General features: G+C 65.1%; 17 protein-coding genes and 1 tRNA gene. 5 read left to right on the top strand and 13 right to left on the bottom strand.

Annotation, left to right across the window (positions count from 1 at the left end):
- Nucleotides 1-33 precede the first annotated feature (33 nt).
- From CHB64_RS04785 to CHB64_RS04760, 6 genes are all read right to left on the bottom strand, one after another.
- Nucleotides 34-3,249 (bottom strand): efflux RND transporter permease subunit, encoded by a 3,216-nt coding sequence (locus tag CHB64_RS04785; protein WP_089411492.1) that lies wholly within the window; start codon nt 3,247-3,249, stop codon nt 34-36.
- Entirely contained in the window at nt 3,246-4,625 is a 1,380-nt protein-coding gene (locus CHB64_RS04780) for an efflux RND transporter periplasmic adaptor subunit (RefSeq protein ID WP_221401121.1), read from the bottom strand. Before CHB64_RS04780 ends, CHB64_RS04785 begins: the two co-directional genes overlap by 4 nt.
- Complete coding sequence (locus CHB64_RS04775) at nt 4,622-5,890, bottom strand: TolC family protein (protein ID WP_089411491.1); 1,269 nt, start codon at nt 5,888-5,890, stop codon at nt 4,622-4,624. Before CHB64_RS04775 ends, CHB64_RS04780 begins: the two co-directional genes overlap by 4 nt.
- A gap of 63 nt (nt 5,891-5,953) precedes the next feature.
- Nucleotides 5,954-6,406 (bottom strand): hypothetical protein, encoded by a 453-nt coding sequence (locus CHB64_RS04770; RefSeq protein WP_089411490.1) that lies wholly within the window; start codon nt 6,404-6,406, stop codon nt 5,954-5,956.
- A 292-nt stretch (nt 6,407-6,698) separates the two neighbouring features.
- Complete coding sequence (locus CHB64_RS04765; RefSeq protein WP_375790378.1) at nt 6,699-7,814, bottom strand: isovaleryl-CoA dehydrogenase; 1,116 nt, start codon at nt 7,812-7,814, stop codon at nt 6,699-6,701.
- Nucleotides 7,815-7,956: 142 nt separating this feature from the next.
- On the bottom strand, nt 7,957-8,733 hold the full coding sequence (locus CHB64_RS04760) for an ion transporter (RefSeq protein WP_200815229.1): 777 nt from the start codon (nt 8,731-8,733) through the stop codon (nt 7,957-7,959).
- Between the two features lie 153 nt (nt 8,734-8,886).
- Here CHB64_RS04760 and CHB64_RS04755 point away from each other — a divergent pair, with 153 nt between their 5' ends.
- A complete protein-coding gene (locus CHB64_RS04755) occupies nt 8,887-11,286 on the top strand; it encodes a hypothetical protein (protein ID WP_089411488.1) in 2,400 nt (799 codons plus the stop codon).
- Between the two features lie 306 nt (nt 11,287-11,592).
- On the opposite strand, the gene CHB64_RS04750 is transcribed toward CHB64_RS04755, so the two are convergent.
- From CHB64_RS04750 to CHB64_RS04740, 3 genes are all read right to left on the bottom strand, one after another.
- The gene (locus CHB64_RS04750) at nt 11,593-12,831 is read right to left on the bottom strand and encodes a hypothetical protein (RefSeq protein ID WP_200815228.1); all 1,239 of its coding nucleotides are present in this window, start codon (nt 12,829-12,831) and stop codon (nt 11,593-11,595) included.
- A 193-nt stretch (nt 12,832-13,024) separates the two neighbouring features.
- Nucleotides 13,025-14,002, bottom strand: coding sequence for a nucleotidyl transferase AbiEii/AbiGii toxin family protein (locus CHB64_RS04745; RefSeq protein ID WP_089411487.1), 978 nt, complete (start codon nt 14,000-14,002; stop codon nt 13,025-13,027).
- Nucleotides 14,003-14,812, bottom strand: coding sequence for a type IV toxin-antitoxin system AbiEi family antitoxin domain-containing protein (locus CHB64_RS04740; RefSeq protein ID WP_089411486.1), 810 nt, complete (start codon nt 14,810-14,812; stop codon nt 14,003-14,005).
- Between the two features lie 314 nt (nt 14,813-15,126).
- On the opposite strand from CHB64_RS04740, the gene CHB64_RS04735 reads away from it, so the two are divergent.
- Nucleotides 15,127-15,203 (top strand) — tRNA-Arg (locus CHB64_RS04735).
- A gap of 567 nt (nt 15,204-15,770) precedes the next feature.
- On the opposite strand, the gene CHB64_RS04730 is transcribed toward CHB64_RS04735, so the two are convergent.
- From CHB64_RS04730 to CHB64_RS04715, 4 genes are read right to left on the bottom strand one after another with little or no spacing between them, the layout of a single operon-like run.
- Nucleotides 15,771-16,649 (bottom strand): HesA/MoeB/ThiF family protein, encoded by an 879-nt coding sequence (locus tag CHB64_RS04730; protein ID WP_089411485.1) that lies wholly within the window; start codon nt 16,647-16,649, stop codon nt 15,771-15,773.
- On the bottom strand, nt 16,627-17,166 hold the full coding sequence (locus CHB64_RS04725; RefSeq protein WP_089411484.1) for a Mov34/MPN/PAD-1 family protein: 540 nt from the start codon (nt 17,164-17,166) through the stop codon (nt 16,627-16,629). Before CHB64_RS04725 ends, CHB64_RS04730 begins: the two co-directional genes overlap by 23 nt.
- The gene (locus CHB64_RS04720) at nt 17,163-17,552 is read right to left on the bottom strand and encodes a hypothetical protein (RefSeq protein ID WP_089411483.1); all 390 of its coding nucleotides are present in this window, start codon (nt 17,550-17,552) and stop codon (nt 17,163-17,165) included. Before CHB64_RS04720 ends, CHB64_RS04725 begins: the two co-directional genes overlap by 4 nt.
- A 2-nt stretch (nt 17,553-17,554) precedes the next feature.
- Entirely contained in the window at nt 17,555-18,283 is a 729-nt protein-coding gene (locus CHB64_RS04715) for a multiubiquitin domain-containing protein (RefSeq protein WP_159462415.1), read from the bottom strand.
- A gap of 164 nt (nt 18,284-18,447) precedes the next feature.
- Between CHB64_RS04715 and CHB64_RS04710 the strand changes: the two genes are divergently transcribed.
- From CHB64_RS04710 to CHB64_RS04700, 3 genes are read left to right on the top strand one after another with little or no spacing between them, the layout of a single operon-like run.
- Complete coding sequence (locus CHB64_RS04710; RefSeq protein ID WP_089411481.1) at nt 18,448-18,849, top strand: helix-turn-helix transcriptional regulator; 402 nt, start codon at nt 18,448-18,450, stop codon at nt 18,847-18,849.
- Complete coding sequence (locus CHB64_RS04705; RefSeq protein WP_183234023.1) at nt 18,797-19,339, top strand: ImmA/IrrE family metallo-endopeptidase; 543 nt, start codon at nt 18,797-18,799, stop codon at nt 19,337-19,339. Before CHB64_RS04710 ends, CHB64_RS04705 begins: the two co-directional genes overlap by 53 nt.
- Nucleotides 19,340-19,360: 21 nt before the next feature.
- The gene (locus CHB64_RS04700) at nt 19,361-20,770 is read left to right on the top strand and encodes an exonuclease domain-containing protein (protein WP_089411479.1); all 1,410 of its coding nucleotides are present in this window, start codon (nt 19,361-19,363) and stop codon (nt 20,768-20,770) included.
- Nucleotides 20,771-20,976: the final 206 nt, after the last annotated feature.

Raw genomic sequence — 20,976 nt, 5'->3', positions numbered from 1 at the left:
CCGTCGCCCCCTGTTCTATCGACGCCGGCGCGATTATGAAACGTCGCGCGGCACCTCTGCGTCAGGACGGCGAGCCGGCGCAGACGCAGCTGACGGCCCGACCGCAAGCTGACGGCTCGCCCAAAGGTGGTAGATCGCCGGAATGACGATGAGCGTGAGCAACGTCGTCGAAACCATGCCGCCGAGCATGGGCAGCGCGATCCGGCGCATCACGTCGGCGCCGAGCCCCTCCGTCAGAAAAATAGGCGTCAGGCTCGCCATGATGGCCGCGACCGTCATCAGCTTCGGCCGCAGGCGCAGAACGGCGCCGTGCATGACCGCTTCGAGCAGCGCCTCGCGGGTTTGCGGCGGACGGTCGCGCACCTGCTTGTCGATATAGAGAAGCATGACCACCGCCGTTTCGACCGCCACGCCGGCGAGCGCGATGAAGCCGACGGCGACCGCGACGGAAAACGCATAGCCGGCGAGATAGACCGCCCACAGGCCGCCGACGAGTCCGAAGGGCAGCGACAGCATGATCATCAGCGTGCGGTCGAGTCTGCCGAAATGCAGCATCAGGAGAAGGAAGATGATCGCGATCGTCGCCGGAATGGCGACGGCGAGGCGCCGGCCGGCCTCCTCGAGCTGTTCGAACTGGCCCGACCATTCTATGGAGTAGCCGGCCGGCAGCGCGACGTTTTCAGCGACGAGGCGGCGCGCTTCTTCCACGAAGCCGCCGAGATCGCGCCCGGCGATGTCGACGAACACCCAGCCGGTCAGCCGGGCGTTCTCGGAACGGATCATCGGCGGACCCTCGACGAAGCGGATGTCGGCCAGTTCGCCGAGCGGAATGTGCTGGCCGGCCGGCGTCCGAACGAGAACGTCGCGCAGGTCCTCCGCCGATTCCCGGTACGGCCGGTCATAGCGCGCGATGATGTCGTAACGCTCCCTGCCCTCGATGCTTTCGGCGAGCTTCGCGCCGCCCAGCGCCGCCTGCACGACGGCCTGAAAGGCGGCCATATCGACGCCGCGTCGGGCGAGTTCGACGCGATCGGGAACGATTTCGAGATATTTCCCGCCGAGCACGCGATCGGCGAAAGCCGAGCGCGCGCCCGGCGCCGCCGCGACGACGCGCTCGACCTCGCCGGCGATGCGTGCGATCTCGTCGAGATCGTCGCCCGCGATCTTCACGCCGACCGGCGTGCGCACGCCGGTCGAGACCATGTCCATGCGAATCTTGATGGGATAGCCCCAGCTGTTGACGAGTCCGGGCAGCTTCAGCCGACGATCGAGCTCCTCGATAAGCTTTTCAGGCGTCATGCCGGGGCGCCATTCGGATTTCGGCTTCAGCCTGACCCAGGTCTCGATCATGGTGAGCGGCGCCGGATCGGTGGCCGTGTCGGCGCGGCCCGCCTTGCCGAAGACGCTTTCGACCTCGGGAACGGTTCTGATGAGACGGTTCGTCTGTCCCAGAATCTCGCGCATCTTCGTCGCGGACGCGCCCGGCAACGTGATCGGCATATAGAGCAGCTCGCCTTCATAGAGCGCCGGCATGAACTCCATGCCCGTCCTGGCGAGCGGCCACAGGGCGCTTGCGAGCAGAAGACCGGCCGCCGCAAGCGTGAGCCAGCGGAACCGCAAAGCCAGCGTCAGCGCCGGCCGATACAGGCGCATGAAGAAGCGGTTCGCCGGGTTTCGCCCCTCCGGCGCGATCCGGCCGCGGATCAGCCAGAGCATCAGGACCGGCGCAAGCGTCACCGACAGGATCGCAGCAAAGGCCATCGCATAAGTCTTTGTGAAGGCGAGCGGCGAGAACAGCCGATAGCTTTCGCCGGTCAAGGCGAAGACCGGCAGAAACGAGACGGTGATAATGAGAAGCGAGAAGAAGAGGCCCGGCCCCACTTCCTGAGCAGCTTCGAGAATCGCGCGCCGCCGCGTCGCCGGATCCGGTCTTTCTCCCAATGCGGAAAGTCGCCGGCTTGCGTTTTCCACCATCACGATGGAAGCGTCCACCATCGCGCCGATGGCGATGGCGATGCCGCCGAGGGACATGATGTTCGCCGTCACGCCCTGCCACGACATGACAAGGAACGCGCCGAGCACGCCGAGCGGCAAAATGACGATGGCGACGAAGGCCGAACGGGCGTGCAGAAGAAAGATGAGCGTGACGAGCGCGACCGCGATCCCCTCTTCGATCAGCTTGTGCGCGAGATACTCGACGGCGCCTTCGATCAGCGGCGCGCGATCGTAGACAGGAATGATCTCGACCCCTTCCGGCAGGCCCGGCGCGATCGTGCGGATTTTCTCCTTCACCGCCTCGATCACATTGAGGGCGTTCTCGCCCGAACGCATTATGACGACGCCCCCGACGACTTCGCCTTCGCCGTCCAGCTCGACGATCCCGCGCCGCAGCGCCGGGCCTTCGACGACGCGCGCGACGTCCGCAAGCGTGACCGGCGCGCCGTCGCGCGCATAGACGACGACGTTTCGAAGATCGTCGAGCCCGTTCACATAGCCGGCCGAGCGGATGACGAACTCCGTCTCGGCCTGTTCGACGACGCGCCCGCCGACCTCGCCGCTCGCCGCCCGGACGGCGTCCGCGATGCGCGAGAACGGCACGTCATAGGCGCGCAGCCGGACGGGATCGATCAGCACCTGATACTCGCGCACGAAGCCGCCGACCGAGCCCACTTCCGCAACGCCGGGCACGGCGGAAAGCTCGAACTTGAGGAACCAGTCCTGAAGCGCGCGCAGATCAGCGAGATCATGCCGGCCCGACCGATCTATGAGCGCATACTGATAAACCCAGCCGACTCCGGTCGCGTCGGGCCCGATGCGCGGAACGGCGCCGGGCGGCAGGGCGCCGCCGAGCTTCGACAACGCCTCAACGACGCGCGCGCGCGCCCAGTACTGGTCGACCCCGTCCTCGAAGATCACATAGACGAAGCTCGACCCGAACATGGACTGTCCGCGCACGTCTCTGGCTCTCGGCAGGCCCAGCATGGCGGTCGACAGGGGGTAGGTGACGAGATCCTCGACGATCTGCGGCGACTGACCCGGAAAGTCCGTGCGGATGATGACCTGCGTGTCAGTGAGATCGGGAATCGCGTCGAGCGGCGTGCGGCTTATCGCAAGCACGCCCGCGACGGCGAGCGCCGCGGCGAGCGCCGTCACGATAAGCTGATTGTGCGTCGACCAGACGATGAGGCGCGCGACCCATGACTGAGACGGATCCCGGCCCGCGAGCGCGTGAGCGTCCTGCTGCGTCAATGCCCGCCCCCGTGTTCGTGCTGCAGGTGAGCCGCACTTTCATCGGCCTCCGGCGCCGTCAGTTTGCGGAGGGATTCGCGCAGACTGCTCTCCGAATCGATAAGGAACTGCCCGCTGACGACGATCTCGTCGCCCTCTGAAAGGCCTGAGACAATTTCCGTGAAGCCTGCGGCGACTACGCCCGTCTCCACCGCAATCGGTGCGAAGCGCCCTTCCCCCAGCGCTCGGATCACATGCGCGCCACGGGAATCGCGCAGCACGGCTTCGGAGGGAACCGCCAGCCGCGGGCGCGCGTCGACAGCGATGGTCACGTCCGCCAAGGCGCCAGGTTTCAGCACGCCGTCGTCATTGGCGAGAACGATCCGCGCCCGGCCTGTGCGCGTCTCGGGATCGACGGTAGGATAGACGTAATCGACGACGCCGGCACGCCGCGCGCCGGCGTCGCCGGCGACGACCGCTTCGACCGGCTGGCCCGGGCGGATCATCGCAAGATCCTGTTCGGCGAGTGCGGCGATGATCCACACCTCCTCGTAGTTCTGCAACGCCAGCAGCCGGTCGCCCGGCTTCACGAACCCGCCTTCGCGAATGTCGAGCGCAGCGACGACGCCGTCGCGCGGGGCGTAGACCGGCGCGCGCTCTTCGACGCGGCCGGTCTCGCGGATCGCTTCGATCGCGCGCGCGTCGAGCCCCAGCGAGCGCAGCCGCCGCGCGGCCGACGCGATCCGTTCCTGCCCGCCCGCGCGCAGGGCCGCGAGATAGTCCTGCTGCGCCGCGATGAGATCAGGACTGTAAAGCCGGAAGAGAAGATCGCCCGCCGCGACCTCGTCGCCGACTGCGCTCGCCTGGAGCGCTTCGACCCATCCCTCGACGCGGGCCGACACCGTCGTTTCGAGCCGCGTGCTCGCCTCGATCGCGCCAAAGGCGCGCGCCGTTCGGCCGAACGTCTCCATGCGAACGGACGCCGTGCGCACGCCCATGCTCTGGATCATCTCCGGCGCCACTGCGACCGCGCCCAAACCGGCGTCGATATCGCCTTCATAGACAGGAATGTAGTCCATTCCCATCGAGTCTTTCTTCGGAACCGGCGAGGTGTCGGGAAGCCCCATCGGATGACGGTAATAAAGAATCCGCCCACGGTCTTCTTTCTTCTCCTCTTCAGTTTGCAGACGGCTTTGCGTCGCCTGCGGAGCAGGCGTGTAGCCCTTCTCTGCCGGAACGAGATCCATGCCGCATATCGGGCAGGCCCCCTCATGCTCCGATGTGTAGTGGGGATGCATCGGACAGTAATAGAGCTGCGACTCTTCCTCGGGAGCTTTGCCGCAGCCGACGGCGAGGAGTGCGAAAGCGAGCAGAAGGGCCTGGAAAATCCGTTTCATGGCATCACCAGAAGGCTGTTGGCTTCAGCGGCGAGGCGGCGGATCGCGGCGCGTTCGGCGGCGCGCTGCGACAAGAGCGTGAGCCGGCCGATCTCCGCGTCGAGGATGAGCGCGTAATCGCCCCGCCCGGCTTCGTAAGCGCGCTTCATGGCGGCGATGCGTTCGTCTACGGCGGCGATTTTTTCTTCGAGAGCCGCGAGGCCGCGCTGCGCGGCGAGATAAAGGGCGAGGCGCGCGCGCCATTCTTCTTCTGCCGCGCGGACAGCGGCGTGATAATCGAGCCGTGCGGCCGACTCGCGCGCGCGCGCGGCGGCGAGGCGCGGTTTCTGGCTGCTCGCCGCCCACAGAGGAACCGTCAGCGTCACGCCGGCGGAGAACCAGTCGTCGCCGTTGAACGGGTCGCCCAGCGGATCGACGCCGCTCTCGCGCTGCTGATAGGTAAGCTGCACGCCGAAATCTGGACCGAAGGCGGCCTTACATTCGCGCACGCCCGCTTCGGCGATGTTCACGCCCGCCTCGGCGAGGCGAGCGGCATAGAACGCGCCGACGTCCCCGTCCCAGATGCGGAGTTCTTCCGCCGGCGGCGAGACGTCGGCCGCTTCGCCCACGAGATCGACTAGCGCGGCGTCGATCCGCCCGCGCTCGCCTTCAAGCGCGGCGATCCGGCGGTCGATGTCCGCACGTTCCACGTCAATCTGCGACAGCCGCGCGAAGGCCGGCCGGCCCGCGTCCAGCTCGCCGCGCAGGATCGCTTCGAGCGCGTCATATTTCTCGGCCTGTCGTCTTGCGATGGCGAGCTGCTCAGCGGCGCGTCCTTTCTCCGCAAGCGCGGCGACCAGCTCGGCGCGAAGACGCGAAAGCAGCCAGTCGGCTTTCAGATCGGCCGCGCGCGCCGCGCCCCGCTCCTGCTCGGCGCGGGCGCGGGTCTCGCGCCGGTTGGGAATCTGCTGGCGCACGCCGATCGCCTTGTTGGTCATCATCAGTCTGTCGAAGCCCGGATCGGACAGCGGCAGATTGTTGACGCCGAAGGACACGACAGGATCGGGCAGGCCGCGCGCGGCGCGCGCGAGCTGCTCGCGGGCCTCGCGCTCGGCGCGCAGCGACGTCACGGACGGATGCGCGGCGAGGCGCGCCTCGAGCTCTTCGAAGCTTTGCGCGGCGGCCGGCGCGCCGATAAGAACGAGCAACGCCGCAAGCGCAGCGGCGAAACCTGGACGGCGTCGGAAAAGCGCCGCAACGGCGCCAAGACGATTTTCAGCAAGCATAAAGCGATCCCTGTACGAATAAACGTCGCGGCCGCGGCGAGCGGCCCGTTCTTCGCGCAGGGATCAGCGGCGCAGAATGTCTTTAAGGGAGACCGGCGTCGGTCGGGGCGGCGCGGTCGCCGGCGGCGGCAGTCCCGGGCGCGCGCCGGCTCTCGGCGCGGCCGCGTAAGCCGCCGTTACAGGCAACGTCGCCAGGGCCGGCCCGTCGATCTTCTGCGACGCTTTGGCGGCCGCCATGTCCTTCTTGAACGAGGCTGATTCGCACTCGTCGCAGTCCGGGCATCGCTTTTCCGGCCCGGCGTCCGGCGAGTTATCGGCGGCCTTCCCGCCCGTCTCTTCGGGGGCCTCGTCGCAGTGGCTCGCGGCGGGCGCGGCATGAGACGCGGCGTGGACAGGCGTCGCGGGGCCAGCCGCGTGGGCGTGCGCCGCGCCCGCCTGCAGGCAGCAGGCGAGCGCCGGCGCGGCCGCGAGGACCGCGGCGAGCATGCCTGTCAGCAGACGGCGCGTTAGTTCCATCGGCGAAAGCCTGTTCCCTTGCCGGCGCGCGCAGTATCGGGCCGCGCGAGACGGCGCGCAACCGGCATTCTCGCCGCTTGATGGTCAAGGAAAGGTGAACCGGCCCTCAACAGGCGCGGCCCTGCGCCTTCCGCGGGTCTTCCATGTCGTCATAGGCGCGGCGCCGCCCCGGAGTTCTGCCGCCACATCGCGCCGCAACCCGGACGATCATCGAAGAAACGCGCCGCCGCCGGGAACCCGGACTGCCCGCTCATCGAAAGACTGTCCGCCTGAACGGTCGGACGCCGGTCGCTCACGCAGTCTTCTCGAAAATCTCCCGGCCGATCAGCATGCGGCGGATCTCCGATGTGCCGGCGCCGATTTCGTAGAGCTTGGCGTCGCGCAGAAAGCGCGGAGTCGGATATTCGTTGATGTAGCCGTTGCCGCCAAGAAGCTGGATCGCGTCGAGGGCGACCTGGGTCGCCTTTTCCGCCGCATAGAGGATGCAGCCGGCCGCGTCCTGCCGGGTCGTCTCGCCGCGGTCGCAGGCCGCCGCCACGGCGTAAACATAGGCGCGGCAGGCGTTCATGGTCGTGTACATGTCGGCGATCTTGGCCTGCACGAGCTGGAAGGAGCCGATCGGCTTGCCGAACTGCTCGCGCTCGTGAACGTACGGGATCACCGTGTCGAGACAGGCCTGCATGATGCCGACGGGGCCGGCGGAAAGCACCGTGCGCTCATAGTCGAGCCCGCTCATCAGCACGCCCACGCCTTCATTGAGCTTGCCGAGAACGTTTTCTTCAGGGACTTCGCAGTCCTCGAAAACGAGCTCGGACGTGTCCGAGCCGCGCATGCCCATCTTGTCGAGCTTCTGGGCGGAGCGGAATCCCTTGAACCCCTTCTCGACGATGAAGGCGGTGATGCCGCGCGGGCCCGCGGCCGGATCGGTCTTGGCGTAGACCACCGCGACGTCGGCGCCCGGCCCGTTGGTGATCCACATCTTCGAGCCGTTGAGGACGTATCGGTCGCCCTTCTTCTCGGCCCGGAGCTTCATGCCCACGACGTCGGAGCCCGCGCCGGGCTCGGACATGGCGAGCGCGCCGAGGTGCTCGCCGGCGACGAGCTTCGGCAGATAGCGCGCCTTCTGCTCCTTCGAACCGTTGAGGTTGATCTGGTTGACGCAGAGATTGGAGTGGGCGCCATAGGACAGGCCCACCGCGCCGGAGCCGCGCGAAATCTCCTCCATCGCCACGCAATGGGCGAGATAGCCGAGCCCCGCGCCGCCGAATTCCTCGTCGGCGGTGATCCCGAGAAGCCCGAGCGCGCCGAGCTCCGGCCACAGGTCGCGGGGGAACTCGTTCGTGCGGTCGATCTCATCGGCTCTGGGAGCGAGCTTTTCATCGACCCAGCGCGCGACCATGGCGCGCATTTCCTCGATGACGGGATCAAGGGCGAAGTTGAGCTGGATGCGCGAATTGGAACGCATGGGGCGCGTCCTTTCCCTGACTGATCGTTCGATTATTGGGCCTAGCAATACGCGCCGCGCGCAGCGCCGGCAAGCAAGGGCGGGCTCAACGCTCGCGTCGGGCGAGCGCGGCGATTTCGCGGCGCAGGGCGGCGACCTCCTCGCGCAGCGCCCGCTGCTCCTCCACAAAGCCGCCGAAAAGCGGGCCGGCGTCCTCCTCCACCGCGCGCACGACAATGGCGACAAAGAGGTTGAGCAACGTGAAGGCGCCGATCAGCAGGAAGCTCACGAAGAAGGCCCAAGAGCGCGGATGCGTCTCGCGCACCGCCTCGGCGATGTCCGGCCAACCCTCGAGCGTCATCACCTGAAACAGCGTGTACATCGCCGCGAAGACGTCGCCGAAAAGCGCCGGATGGGCCGCGCCGTAGAGATTCGCGGCGATCACCGCAAAGACATAGAGGATCAGTACGATCACGACTCCGGCCGAAGCGATGCCGGGAATGGCGTCGAGCAGCGCTGAAACGACGACCCGCATGCGGGGAATGACGGCGATGACGCGCAGAACCCGCAGCACGCGGAAAGCACGCAGCGCCGACAGGCCGCTTGATGCGGCGAACAGCGATATGAATACGATCAGGAAATCAAAGAGATTCCAGCCGGATTTAAAGTAATCCAGACGATAGGCGTAAATTCGCAGGGCGATCTCGCCGACGAAAGCGTAAACGATGATCCGGTCCGCGGCGAGCAGCGTCTGCCCGAGCGCGGCGCGCACGGCAGGGATGGTGTCGGCTCCTAGAATGACCGCATTGAAGACGATCAGCGCCAGCACGCCGTACTGAAACCAGCGGCTCTCGACACAGCGTCTGACGAGATCGCGCAGCATTTCCTGGCCTCCGTATCGTTCGTCTGCTAGCCGGATTCTCTCCCGCGGCGGAATGGCGAAGCGTCGCCCGCGACGGGGCGCCGGCCCGAAGCGCGACATTTGGCGCGGGCGCCGAAATCCGCTATGCGGTTGAGCTTGCTTAACGACAAGCGAATGAACGACCGCACCGAGCCGACCTTGCCCATCGACCCCGACGCGCCGACCGCCGCTGGCGGCGACGCGCCGCGCCTGCGCGTGAGCGGCATCGTCGAAGCGCCGGGCGGCGGCGCGCTTGAGAACGAGGATGCGCCCGAAGGCGCGTTGCGAGCAGCTTCGTGGGAGAATCCCCGCCGGCGACGGGGCTGGAACGCCGCGAGCCGGCAGATGTGGCTGTGCGCCCGGCTGTCTGCGCTGTTTCTCTTCTGCGCTGTCGTTATCGGCTGGCCCTTGGGCGACGCCCTCGCCTATCGGGAGATCAATGACGGGCTTGGCGGCTGGTCTTTCTATGAATCGCTCAGCCTGGAGGTCTTTCTGCTCGTCGTCATCGTGCCGACGCTCATTCTGCTGATCGGTTACATCATGTCCCGGCAGATGCAGATGATGGGCGCGGCCGAGTCGATCGCCGCGGCGGCGCGCCAGTTCGTTACGCCCGACGTCGCCGCCGCCGAAGGCGCGCGCAGCGTCGGCGCGGTCGTGCGCGAGCAGGTCGACGCCCTCAACACCGGGCTCGACGGCGCGCTGCGGCGCCTCGCCGCGGTCGAGGCGATGATCCGCCAGCATGTCGACGCCATTGAGACAGCCGGCGCGTCGATGGAGTCGAGCGCCGCGGGCGCGGTTCAGCGCGTCGCCGACGAGCGCGCGCGCCTGATCGATCTCACCGAGCATCTGAACGCCCAGGCCGACGCCTTCGCCGCGGCCATCGCCGCCAAGGCGCAGGCGAGCATCGAAGCCCTCCATACGGCCGACGACGTGGCGGCCCGCGCCCAGGCCAATCTCGAAGAACGGCTCGCCCGGCTCGATGCGGCCGCCCAGACCGCCTATCAGAGTTTCAACGCTCTGTGCGAGGCGTTGCAGGGCGCGGACGAGCGATTCCGCGCCGCGGCCGGAGCCGTCGACTCTTCCGCGGCGCAGACGCGAACGGCCATCGAAAAGGCGACGAGCGTCTCGGCTGAAGCGGCCGACGCCGCCGCCCGCAGCGCCGAGACGGTCACCGCTTCGACCGCCCGGCTCGCCGAGGAAGCCCGAAAGGCCGCCGAATCGGCGCTCGAAACGATGCGCCGCGCGACTCATGAGACCGTCGAGGCCGCCTCGGCCGAAGCGGCCAGGGCCAACGCCGCGGCGGCGGAAGTAAGCCAGGCCGCCCGGCGCGCCGCGGAGGCCGCCGCCAAAGCCTCCGGCGATTTCGCCCGCGCCAGCAGCGAAGCGCGCGCCAATGCCGAGAGCGCCGAAACCGCCCAGGCCGAAGCCGCCGCCCGCATCGAGGCGCGCAATCGCGCGCTCGCCGAGGCGCGCGAAGCCCTCGAGCGCGAGAACGCGCGCCTTGAGGCGCTGATCGAGGAGCAGCGCAAACGCGCCGACCGGCTCGCCGACGCGATCGCGACCCAAACCGAACGACTCGCCCGACTGGCTGAAGCCCGCCGCCGGGAAGAAAAGACCCGCGCACAGAAAGAAGCGCCAACGCCCGCCGCAGCCGAGGCCGCCGCCGAAGCGCAAAGCGCGCCTGCGCACGGGTCCGCGCCGCGCGCGACGCCGCAACCGCCCGAAGTCCCTGTCAGCCAGAGCGCGCAAACAACGCCAGCAGAAAAATCCGCCGGCGACGAGGCCGCCGAACGCAAGCCAGCTCCCGGAAAAATCGCCAGCGACGAGCCGCTCGATCTCAAGGATGCCGCGCGCGCCGACGCGGGGTCGGAAAATGCAGGAAAGAACGGCCGTAAGTTCGAGGCGTTCGCCGAGGACCTCGCCGAGCGCCGCAAGAACGGGCGACGCGAGCCGCCGGTCCCGGCGAAATCTCGCTCATCCGCGCAGGGGCGCTCCGCCCAGGCCGACCGGGAGGCTTCGCGTCCGCGCCGGCGCAAGCAGGAGGTGAGCTGGCGCGAGATCCTTGACGCGACGGACGAAGCCGATCCGCTCGATCTCGCGGCCGTTTCCGTCACGCCGCCGACGCCTTCGAGCGAACCGGCCGACGGGCCGGCGCCGATCGGAGCCGAGGCCGACTCCGCCGACGCCATCCGGATCGTCAGCAGACTGCAGGCTTTCACTTTCGAGCTTGAGACCCGTCTTTACGGAGAACCGCCCGCGCCATTGCGCGAGCGGTTCGAGCGCGGCGACCGCAATGTGTTCGCCAACCGGCTGCTGCGCCTCAACGAGGCGGACGTGAAGCGTCGCATACGGGCCGAAGCGGCCCGCGACAAGGGCTTCGAGCGCGACGTGCACGCTTTCCTGCAGGGCTTCGAGCGGCTTCTGGAGGATGCGACCGCTTCGGAGACGGCGGACGAAGACCTGGAGGAATATCTGAGCTCGCCTCTGGGACGGGTCTATCTGCTCATCGGCGCGACGGTGGGCTATTTCGCATAAGGCCCGCGCTGCGCCCTACCCACTCATCTATTTTTGGCCATGTTAATGCGCTGATTTTTCAGCGCAATTTTTTTCGATCGCATGTCGCGATCCGAACTGCGCACCGACAAAAATTTTTGGTGCTGATTTTCAACAGAAAATCGCGCTCCAATTCAACGAGGTTTCAGCGACTATCGACAATGATAGGTCGATTTTTTCGCTTCGTCGATCACGCAACGCGTCGCGCGGGCAGTGCGAGAAATACTGTCATTGCTTTAGCACGATCAGCAATCATTCGCCATTGGCTCGCACGCCAAGTTTCTCGCTTTAGTACCATCTCGACGGCGTGAAGGCATGATCGTCGTCGTCGCCGAACAAATGCGCGGCCGCGAACCGCTCCTCGATCGCCTGCGCAGAAAGCCGCGCTTCGCGCTTTGCCAAATGATCCCGTGCCCAGGAGAGGAACGTCGAAAGGCGCGGTGTCGCTTCGGCCGGGGCTTCTGTCGTGAGCATGGCGATGAGCCGGCGCAGCCGATCGAGCTCGTCGAGTTCCGCCAGAATGGCCCCAAGCCCGGCGATGCGACGATCCTCGATATGCTTGGCACGCTCCGCCAGTTCGCGCCGGCGTCGCTCTTCCTCCCTTCTCCGCTCCTCCGCTTCCCTCTTGAGCCGTTGCTCTGTCTTTGCGGCGGCGAGCACCGCCAGCCCCACGCCGATCTCGCTCGCCATGGTCTCGAGCCGTTGAACCTTGGCGTCGCGGAAGCTGCGACGAGGCGCAGTGCCTCCTCCGAGCACATAGACCTGCTCGAACTCGAACGAGAGCCGACCTGTCGGGTGATGGTCCCATTCGGGAAATCGCGGCCTCTCGAAGAATGCAGAATCCCAGCCATTGCGCCTTGCCGCCAGGTCGCGCTTGCGTTGCCATGCCTCCTCCTTGGTACGCTCGGCATCGGTCAGCACATGCTTCTCCCGCTTGACCAGCTCGGAGATCGAAAAACCGATGACTTCGGTCTCAGATTTGAAGTGCGCCGCGCCCTCACCGCCGACAAGCTGGAATCCCTGCAAGGAAGCCGCCCGTACGATCCGCGGCAGGATGACTGCGAGGCGATCGACAGATCGCGGCGCAACCTCGCACCTGATGAGTCCACCTTGGCTGACGGCGACCAGTCCGATATCGGATGGTTTCGCCTTTCTGAGCGCCGCGATGGTGCGGTCGACGATCGGGTGCGGCGGTGCAGTTTCGTTGTCGCCGCCGTCGGATGCCAGAACGCGTGCCTGCTCGCGTGCGGCCGCGAGATTGGCGGATTCACGACTGAACTCACCATCGGCAATCGTGATCCTGTCGGGAGCACCGGGCTTGGCTTCCGGCAGTGGCGTCTGCTTCACCTTCTTTCCGGCCGCCTTCTTCGCCCACCAGCCAAGCGGTGGGTTGGGGATGTCGTGCTTTCGGCAGATCTTGTGAAGCGCAACATCGGAGATGGCGAACTCTTTCGCCAAGTGCGTCATCGGCTTGGACCAGACGAGCTCATAGAATTGCTCACGCGTGAAGACTCGGGCCACGGTCACCCTCTCGTCAATCCGTACACCTTCAGAGGTGCAATCAAGTTGGTTGCGACCGCGCACGCCATTAATAGGTCAGGTGTTGCGGCCCTTCGTGCCGCCACCCAGCGCAGCTCCGTCAGAGAAATGTATGCACGCTTCTGACGGATGAGGTCGAAACTCACTCGACGAGGTACGTCATCGTACATTGAACCAGACATCAACCGTCGAGCCCACGATGCTTCCGCACGTTCTGGCACTTCCAGGCAAGCATCGGCATAGCCCCCATGCGAGCGCGGATCTCGGGTGCAACATCCAGCAGATCGGTATTGATCTCCCCACGGTCGAGTACGCAGTCAAGGAACTCCCGCTCGGCCGTCGTCAAATCGAGAAGGAAGGCAAATTTCTCTCGGCAGAGCGCGACGGTTTCCTCAACCCAAGTGTCAATCGCACGCCGGTCAGCGAAATAGCCACGCGGCAGACAAATCATAAGCTTTTGCCGAAGCTCGCGCGGATCACCTTTGATGGAATCGATTGACACCGTTCGCCAGTCTCGGCGCCCGCAGGCGCCAAAAGCGAGCATGGCGGCCTTGATCTTTTTCCAGTCGAGTCCATCGAGCGACAGGATGCGGCGCGCGTCAAAAAGATCGCGCGCTGCGTGCCGGTCGAAGAGTGCAACGAGCTTGCCGGCGACGATCTCATGGAGGTCGAGGACCAGCACTTGTTCTGCTCGTACGCCGCCAAGCGAAGTCGACGGCATACGAGCGGCGCCAAACAGCGGCTGGCGCGCCATGTAGTTCACATCGAGCTCCAGCGTGGCGTTTCCGCCCAACGCGGAGGCAAAGCGCAGAAGCCACTTGCCGCCCGCATGCTCGTCAGGCTGGCGTCGAACGACATAGCCTTGAGATGCGAGGAGACGGTTCAGAGCAGCTTCGACCTCTGGCCGCTCAGCTTCCATCGCCGATCGCTCAAGGGCGCCGATATAGTTGAGGTCGATATCAACCGACAGCCGGTCGAGACCGAGATGAAAGACATTGAGCGCCGTGCCGCACTTGAGAGCGAGCCGTTCACTCAAGATGGTGTCGCCCGCAGCTTGCTGCAGGATATCGAGCAGCCGGAGTACCTTTTCGAGCGTCCCGGCCTGATGACCGGTATCGTCGGCAATCCGCTGAAGCGTCTGAATCGAAGGCGCCGCCACTCACAGCCCCTCGAACCGGCGTTCCATGACGTCGAGAGGTAAGATCACGTTCCAGCCCTTGGCCGTCCTCCCCTCTCCTGGCCTGGCGCCCAGGGCATAACGAGCCTGACGCGGTGCCATCGCGTGCAGTTGCCGGAGCGCTGCGTCGGGAATGCCAAGCCGCTTTTGTTCGCGCTCGAGCCAGAAGCCCAGCGCACCGGCCGCCGCCGCGTTGCCAAGTGCGCGCATGTGGCGGACCAGGGCTGCAGCATCGACCCGTGCCACGAGATCGAGAGAGTTGAACAGCTCATCCGCCCCGCCGGCGAGTTCGTAGCGGTCGAACAGATCCGCGATCGTGCGCTCGACCGTCGTGACGCGAACATCGAGCCCCATGCGGTCAACCACCATCACCCCGTCCTTCAATTCTCCATCTCGTCGGGCGAAGCCGCGCGGCGGCTTGACGAAGCGGCAGGAGAAGCCGGCGGCTTCGAGCACGCCTGGCTCACCGGGTGCGATCACCTGGACCTCATACCCCTCCGTGTAGGCGGAGCCGTGCAGCTCCAGCGCCGAGTGATAGGCGATGACAGCGCCCCGGCGTAGTCGGGATGCTGCCAAGAACCGATCGACCGACCACTTTCGGGCGTCGGCGTGTTTGGGAACGGAAGCGAAGACGCCCCGCGCGACCCGCTTGATGTTGCCGGCTTGAAGGTGCTGAGCAAGCATCGCGGTGACGACCTTGTCACTCGGATCTCGGCCTACCGCAGCCGCGTACTCCGCACGGTCGAAGACCGGATGCGCGCTAAAGAAAGGGGCGGAGACGAGCCGGGACATGACATGAACTACTTTGTCTTAGTCTGACATAACCATATATGAGATATGGCTAAATCCGTCAACGGAAGAGTCCGGCTTCCCAATGTAGCCCCTTCTCGTACACAGGCCTTAGCCACATGTCATATATTGCTTCATACAGTGACAACAAAGTTATTTATGGCCTGCCGATCTGCCCTCCGAAGGCAGGTGTCAAGCCGGCTCGCACAGGAAGGGAGATCGAAAGGAGCTTGTAAAATAAGGACTTGTGAGATCGGTGCTCAGAGGCCTCTCTCTCGCAAGAAACCCGCGTAAGCACCACGTAAGCAACACGGCATGCACCCATAGCTCAGCTGGATAGAGCGCCACCCTCCGAAGGTGGAGGTCACAGGTTCGAATCCTGTTGGGTGCGCCATCCCCCGGGGGTCCCACATTCAGACCCATCTGGTGTCTATCACGACGCTTGCTCTCGCCGCGACAGCGCACGGCGATCCGCAAGGTGGTCAACCAGCTCGAAGAGCCGTGACGATGTATTTCCGGGAGGCCAATCCAGCCAAAGCGCGGACAGCTGAGGACATCAAAATTGATTTGCGATGTGGTGGTGCGCGCCACCCATGCAATCTCCGTAGCGACCGGATCCAGCTGGTTTGATGCGGGGGCTGCCGCGCGCTGAAAGTTTGAATGTTGCATGAAGTGCGCGACGATCTCGCGCCCGGTCGTCTCAGCAATTGCCGCGAACGCCGGAACCGCGGCCCGGCACGTTCGAACCTAACGCCAAACTCCAGACGACAGACGATCACTCGTCGACATCGTGATGCGCATTGCGCACGAGTCCACAACCAACGACTTTCAGGCTCGCGGAAAGCGAGATTCCACGATTGGCGGCGCGCGCGTGAGGGAGTGCTGAGGTGTCTTCTTCTCTTTTGAAGAGCCTACCGAAGCCCTGCGGGTAGCGCCATCGCGAAGATCGTTCGATCTTGCATCAAGGCGCGGCGCTTCGCACGGCCGCCGGTGATTGAAAATATCTATCAATGCGCGCGGCGTCGCCCTGACCCTTGATGGCCGTACAGTAGTAGCAATCAGGAGCACGGTCATCGGTCCTTGTGCCAACCGTGCCACGATCGCCACGATAGTCGAGATGTAGCTGTGGTGGACGGATACCCGTGACAATAGCCATGAATTCCGTCACGGCGAGCGACGCGACCACGCCGTTGACTGACACGACCGACGGGCCGGCCTCGCCCAATGCCGCGCGGTCGATGCCATAGACCGACGCCTCGTTCTCGAGGATCTCTGCTGTCGAGAGGAACCGCCGCACTTCCTCCTCGTCGAGTAGTTCGCGGCAGTGGAGGCAGCCGCTGTCGCCCCACACAACGGCGACGCGACCGCCATAGTAACCCGGCTCCGGCGCGTCCGAGGCCAAGTCGAAGAGCGGCTTGCGATAGGCGAGGCAAAACTCATTCAGGACGAAGCGCGCGCCATCGGAATCGATACAGCCGAAAACGTAGTCGCAGCTGCGGAGTGCGCTGATGGCCGCGGATGACAGCAAGCTATCCCGGACGGTCACGACAATGATCGCGGGATCGATCAGTCCGGCGAGCCGCCGACCAAGGTCGACTTTGGGTGAGCCGGGTACCGGATCGTCATGCCACGCACCGACATAGCGGTTGCGGTTGGAACGCGACAGATCCTCATGATCGACCAGCGTGAGGGCACCAACGCCGAGGAGCGCGAGTTGCTGGACGACATGCGTGCCTAGGCCGCCGACACCGACGATCCCGACATGGGCACGGCGTACTGCCTGTTGGCCCTCCTTTCCGAATAGGCGCTCATTTCGATCAAAGCGGTCGGGCGTCGGCATTGGTCCAACCTTCCAGCGAGGCGTTAGTCGGTGTATGGACCCGGCCGGCCACCCGGATGCCGGCAAGCGGCCAGGGCACTTTCTCTCCGTCCGACCAAAGAAGGGCGTCAAATCCGGACGGGGCGACCACGACCGCAAGGTAAGGGCGACCGGGGAGGCGCCAGCGCATATGCGGCACTGTCTCCCTCAGTCCACGGCGGTCGGAGGGCGAGAACGCGGCCGGCCACGGACCGGGATGCGAGTGAAACTCGGCAAGAGCGGCGCCAAGGCCGTGAGCGCGTTTGATCAGACCGATCCGGCATTCATCGGTCAACTCGATATAATCGCTGTATTGGGCGGCGAAATCCGCCGCCTTAAGAAACGCGGCCTCGATCGCCTCAAGCGCCACGCAGCCGCCCTCGGCCTTTGAGCGGCAGAAGAGAAACGCCGCCTGTTCGCGGTGATTATCCTCTGGAAGCAGATGCGCCCACAGAGCAGCGTGCAGGTCCGGGGTGAGGAGCAACAGCGTGTCGGTCATTGGCCCTCTCGCAATCGCTGGACGAAGCTCCTCACCCATCCCCAAAGATTCGAGCCGGTCGAGATGTCGGCAGTCGGTCGCCATCCGACCGCCTGCCACGAGAGGAAGCGCCATTTGCCGGCAAATGGCGGCTGATGCGGTGCCGGGTGTTCGGACGGTGGCTTGCCGTTGAAGGTCAGATCAGCCGGCACATAGAACCCGTAGGGCACGGCTCCCGGGTGCCCCTCCGTCACCGAGAACACGGCCGGGATCGCATCCGGCGACCAGTTTTCCGGGGTGCGGAGAGGGCCGACCCTGAACCAGTGGAGCCCGCCCGTGTGGACATACTCGGCCTCATCATAGTGGAGGCGGAGCAAGCCGAGCTCCGCCTCGATGCGCGCGTTCATGGTCAGCCCCGCTTCCAGCAGAGCTTCTTGCCGTAGCTGAAGCCGGGTTTGAGCGTGATGACCTCGCCCGGCTTGAGCTGGCGCTCGTTCTGGTCCTTATCGACCTCGATGACGCCCTGCGAAGGGTCCCATCCGCCGAGCGCGGCGATTTCCTCCATCGTGATGGTGCTTTTCAGCCAGCGATGTGAGTCGCCTTCGATGCAGAGGATGAAGACGGGCGCGGCGCGGAACCGCTCGACCTCCTTCCCGGCGAGCGAGATGAGCTGATCGTCCTCGACGAGCATATCGGGCTCGTCGCGGCGCTCCAGCCACACGCCGCTCTTGGCCGGGTCGAGACCCGCCAGGAGCTTGAGCACTCGCCCGAGGATGCTGTCGGCACCCCATTCGAGGCGCCGGTCGTTGAGGATGAACCGGAAGGACCGGTCGGAGCGGAAAGCGATGAAACGCTCGACGCCCCGGCGGAAAATCTCGACGGTTTCATCCGGCCGGATTTCTTCCAGGCCGCCGTCCCGGAGCACGGCGATCAAGATATGGCCGACGACGTGCGTGTGCCCGGCCGCCGTGAGTACCTGCGCGCCGGTGGGCACAGGATCGGCGACGACATAGGTCTCATACTCGAGCCGGTCGTTGCCGACCTTGATACGGTACTGCGCGCCCGTGCGCGGCTCCTCGCCGCGCCGGACGCAATCTTCGACATCGATGATGTCTTCCTCGACAGCTATCTGGGACATGGGATCCTTCTCCTCTGCCCGATGGTTGCGCTGGCACGCCAGCATTGCGAGGGACTATGATGTCGATTCTCGATTTTGTCAATTATAGGCACGCCATCAATGTGTGTGACAAGCACATTGTGCTTGAGATTGACATGAGCGGCGTACACTCTTAGAAACGTCGCATGGACTCGGAATTGCTGCGCCGGCATGTCGGCGCGCTGATCAAGGCGCGGCGCAAGCGGCTCAAGATCACGCAGGAAGACCTCGCCGCCCGGATGGGCATGTCGAGGGCCGCGCTCGCAAACATCGAGACCGGCCGGCAGAACATGCTTCTGCACCACCTCTACCGGTTTGCCGAGATGTTGGGGCTGAAGGTGACCGATCTTCTGCCCAACCCCGCCTTGCTCGAAAGCACGGTGGAGGCGGACGAGCTGCCGCTACCCGAGAATCTGAGTCGCACCCAGCGGGCACAGGTAGCGCGGCTGATCCGCGATGACACTGCCGCCAATGTCAACGAGGAGGATGAAGACCATGGCCCCCGCAAGAAGACCCAATCCCGAAAAGACAGCCCACGCAGTGCTTGAGCGCATGGCTATCCACGGCGTGCCGGTTCCCGTGGACAGGATCGCTAAGGACATGGGCGCCACGCTCCGTTACTCGCCGCTCGACGATGAGCTTTCCGGTATGATCTTCGTGAAGGACGGGCGGCCGATCATCGGCATTAACGCCCTACATCATCCGAACCGGCAACGCTTTAGCATCGCGCACGAGATCGGCCATCTCGAGATGCACCGTGACCTCATTACCGAGAAGGTCCATGTCGATAAGGAGTTCCGCATCGAGCTACGCGCCCTGAGGCGCGACGCGGCCTCAGCCCTGGGTACGGACATCATCGAGATCGAGGCCAACCGCTTCGCGGCGGCATTGCTCGTGCCGGACTTCTTCATCGAGAAGGCGCTCGCTTCGCGCAGGTTCGACATAGACGATGATGCACCGATCGAGGACCTCGCCCGGCAACTCCGGGTCAGCAAGCAGATGCTCGAATACAGAATTAGGAACCTGCCGAAGCGCTGACTGGACGCGTGAGGGCCGGCGATGGCCATTGTCTTCTACGATGTGGAGACGACCGGGACGAGCACGTCGTTCGACCAGATCCTTCAGTTTGCCGCCATCAGGACGGACAGCGAGCTGAACGAACTGGAACGATTTGAGACGCGCTGCCGTCTTCAGCCGCACATCGTTCCGGCGCCGCAGGCGATGCGACTGACGGGAAGGACGATCGCCCATCTGACTGATCCGGCGCTGCCGTCGCATTACGAGATGGTGCGAGCGATCCGCGAGAAGCTGCTCGCATGGTCGCCCGCGCTGTTCGTGGCCTACAACTCATACCGCTTCGACGAGCACCTACTGCGCCAGGCCCTCTACCAGACCCTGCACCCCTGCTTCCTGACGAACACCGGCGGCAACGTTCGGACCGACGTAATGCGCATGGTTCAAGCGTCGGCGATCTACGTACCCGATGCGCTCGCGATCCCTGCCGATCAGCTGGGCGTGCCAAGTTTCGCCCTGGCACGGGTCGCGCGCGCAAATGGCTGGCTCCACATCAACGCCCATGACGCGATGGCTGACGCCGAGGCCACTGTACATCTTTGCCGGTTGATCCAGGAGCGGGCGCCGGATGTCTGGTCGGCCTTCATGCGTCTCAGTCAAAAGGCCGCGGTGCTCGAATGCTTTGGCGACGAGCGTGTGCTCTCCCTCAGCGCCATCTACGGAGGCCGCACGTACTCGTGGCTGGTTACAGCCCTTGGACCGAACGCGGCGAACGGTTCGGAATATTACGTCTTCGAGCTCGGCCATGATCCCGATGAGCTGCGCAATTTGAGTGACGAAGAACTGGCGGCGCGGCTCTGCGGCCTGCCAAAGCCGATTCACGTGGTTAAGTGCAACGGCTCGCCGATCCTCATGCCGGCCCATGACGCGCCGGACATCGCGCGGTCGAAAATGCTGGGTATGCAGGAACTGGAACGCCGCGCCAATGTACTGCGGTCGGACCATGGTCTGCGGGCGCGCCTGATTGCCGTATTCGAGTCAACGCGGGAGCCGCGTCAGGCTTCAGTCCACGTCGAAGAGCGAGTTTACGACGGGTTCGTTCAAGCAGCCGACGAAACGCGCATGGAGAGATTCCACAAGGTTCCGTGGGAAGTGCGGCCTGCGATCGTTGAGCAATTCGAGGATGCCAGGCTGGTCGAGCTCGGTCGCAGGCTGATCTACATCGAACGCCCGGACGTGCTGAGCGAGGCGCAGCGCCGCTCCGGCAGGCGGGCGATCGCCCGGCGCCTTGCGGGCCAGGTTGAGGCTGCGCCGTGGCTCACGTTCGAGGCAGCAATTCAGGAGATCGAGGGGTTGCTTGCCACCCCAATGGACGACGCCGGAAGAGAACTGGTCGAAGCCTGGCGCGGTTACCTTGTCCGCCGTCATCAGGAATCTCTGGAGCTTCTCGCTTGACTTCAGTTCATCGGTAACCCGCGCATCGGCCATGTCGAGCCACGCGAACGTCGATCGCAGACGAATACGGGACTGGCGAGGATTGTCCCACCCGAGGGGCGACGTCAGTCTTGACCCGACCCCTTTGAACGCAGCCACGAACAAGGAAACAAATGGCTGCATTCAAGGAGATAGAGAATGTCGGGAAAACGATATCGCCCAGAAGA

The organism is Amphiplicatus metriothermophilus, from assembly GCF_900199215.1.
Lineage (GTDB): Bacteria > Pseudomonadota > Alphaproteobacteria > Caulobacterales > Parvularculaceae > Amphiplicatus > Amphiplicatus metriothermophilus.
The sequence above is the reverse complement of the archived record's forward strand: the minus strand, read 5'-3'. Positions and strand labels throughout refer to the sequence as shown.

What these genes read in the sequence shown, in the direction of transcription:
- CHB64_RS04705 (WP_183234023.1), top strand. Translation starts at nt 18,797, where the DNA reads ATGGCCCCCGCAAGAAGACCCAATCCCGAAAAGACAGCCCACGCAGTG.
- CHB64_RS04730 (WP_089411485.1), bottom strand. Translation starts at nt 16,649, where the DNA reads ATGCCGACGCCCGACCGCTTTGATCGAAATGAGCGCCTATTCGGAAAG.
- CHB64_RS04720 (WP_089411483.1), bottom strand. Translation starts at nt 17,552, where the DNA reads ATGAACGCGCGCATCGAGGCGGAGCTCGGCTTGCTCCGCCTCCACTAT.
- CHB64_RS04755 (WP_089411488.1), top strand. Translation starts at nt 8,887, where the DNA reads ATGAACGACCGCACCGAGCCGACCTTGCCCATCGACCCCGACGCGCCG.
- CHB64_RS04740 (WP_089411486.1), bottom strand. Translation starts at nt 14,812, where the DNA reads ATGTCCCGGCTCGTCTCCGCCCCTTTCTTTAGCGCGCATCCGGTCTTC.
- CHB64_RS04775 (WP_089411491.1), bottom strand. Translation starts at nt 5,890, where the DNA reads ATGCTTGCTGAAAATCGTCTTGGCGCCGTTGCGGCGCTTTTCCGACGC.
- CHB64_RS04725 (WP_089411484.1), bottom strand. Translation starts at nt 17,166, where the DNA reads ATGACCGACACGCTGTTGCTCCTCACCCCGGACCTGCACGCTGCTCTG.
- CHB64_RS04765 (WP_375790378.1), bottom strand. Translation starts at nt 7,814, where the DNA reads ATGCGCGCCATGGTCGCGCGCTGGGTCGATGAAAAGCTCGCTCCCAGA.
- CHB64_RS04715 (WP_159462415.1), bottom strand. Translation starts at nt 18,283, where the DNA reads ATGTCCCAGATAGCTGTCGAGGAAGACATCATCGATGTCGAAGATTGC.
- CHB64_RS04760 (WP_200815229.1), bottom strand. Translation starts at nt 8,733, where the DNA reads ATGCTGCGCGATCTCGTCAGACGCTGTGTCGAGAGCCGCTGGTTTCAG.
- CHB64_RS04700 (WP_089411479.1), top strand. Translation starts at nt 19,361, where the DNA reads ATGGCCATTGTCTTCTACGATGTGGAGACGACCGGGACGAGCACGTCG.
- CHB64_RS04770 (WP_089411490.1), bottom strand. Translation starts at nt 6,406, where the DNA reads ATGGAACTAACGCGCCGTCTGCTGACAGGCATGCTCGCCGCGGTCCTC.
- CHB64_RS04710 (WP_089411481.1), top strand. Translation starts at nt 18,448, where the DNA reads ATGGACTCGGAATTGCTGCGCCGGCATGTCGGCGCGCTGATCAAGGCG.
- CHB64_RS04780 (WP_221401121.1), bottom strand. Translation starts at nt 4,625, where the DNA reads ATGAAACGGATTTTCCAGGCCCTTCTGCTCGCTTTCGCACTCCTCGCC.